At 68.0% G+C, this 231-nt stretch carries 1 protein-coding gene; it reads left to right on the forward strand.

All coding sequences use genetic code 11. The annotated features are described in order from the left end of the window. Positions 1 to 231, forward strand: a 231-nt coding sequence (locus tag FQ705_RS04580; protein WP_144138232.1) for a DUF802 domain-containing protein, incomplete at both ends; no start/stop codon positions are given.

The raw sequence follows: 231 nt of genomic DNA on the forward strand, positions 1-231 counted from the left end.
CAATCGTTGAAGGAGAGCGTCGCCGATAGCACTCGCGCTGCCGGGGCTGCGTTGCAGCCGGTCGTGGCCGCGACCATGGCGGGTCTCGCGCGTGAGTCGGCCGCCCTGCACGAGAGCGTTGCGCAGGCCGTGCAGAAGCAACTGGACGCATTGTCGAGCGGTTTCGAGTCGACCTCGGCCGACGTCGCCGGCGTCTGGAGCAAAGCACTGGCCGAGCACCAGCAATCGAGC

Source organism: Paraburkholderia sp. BCC1884, assembly GCF_900996225.1.
Lineage (GTDB): Bacteria > Pseudomonadota > Gammaproteobacteria > Burkholderiales > Burkholderiaceae > Paraburkholderia.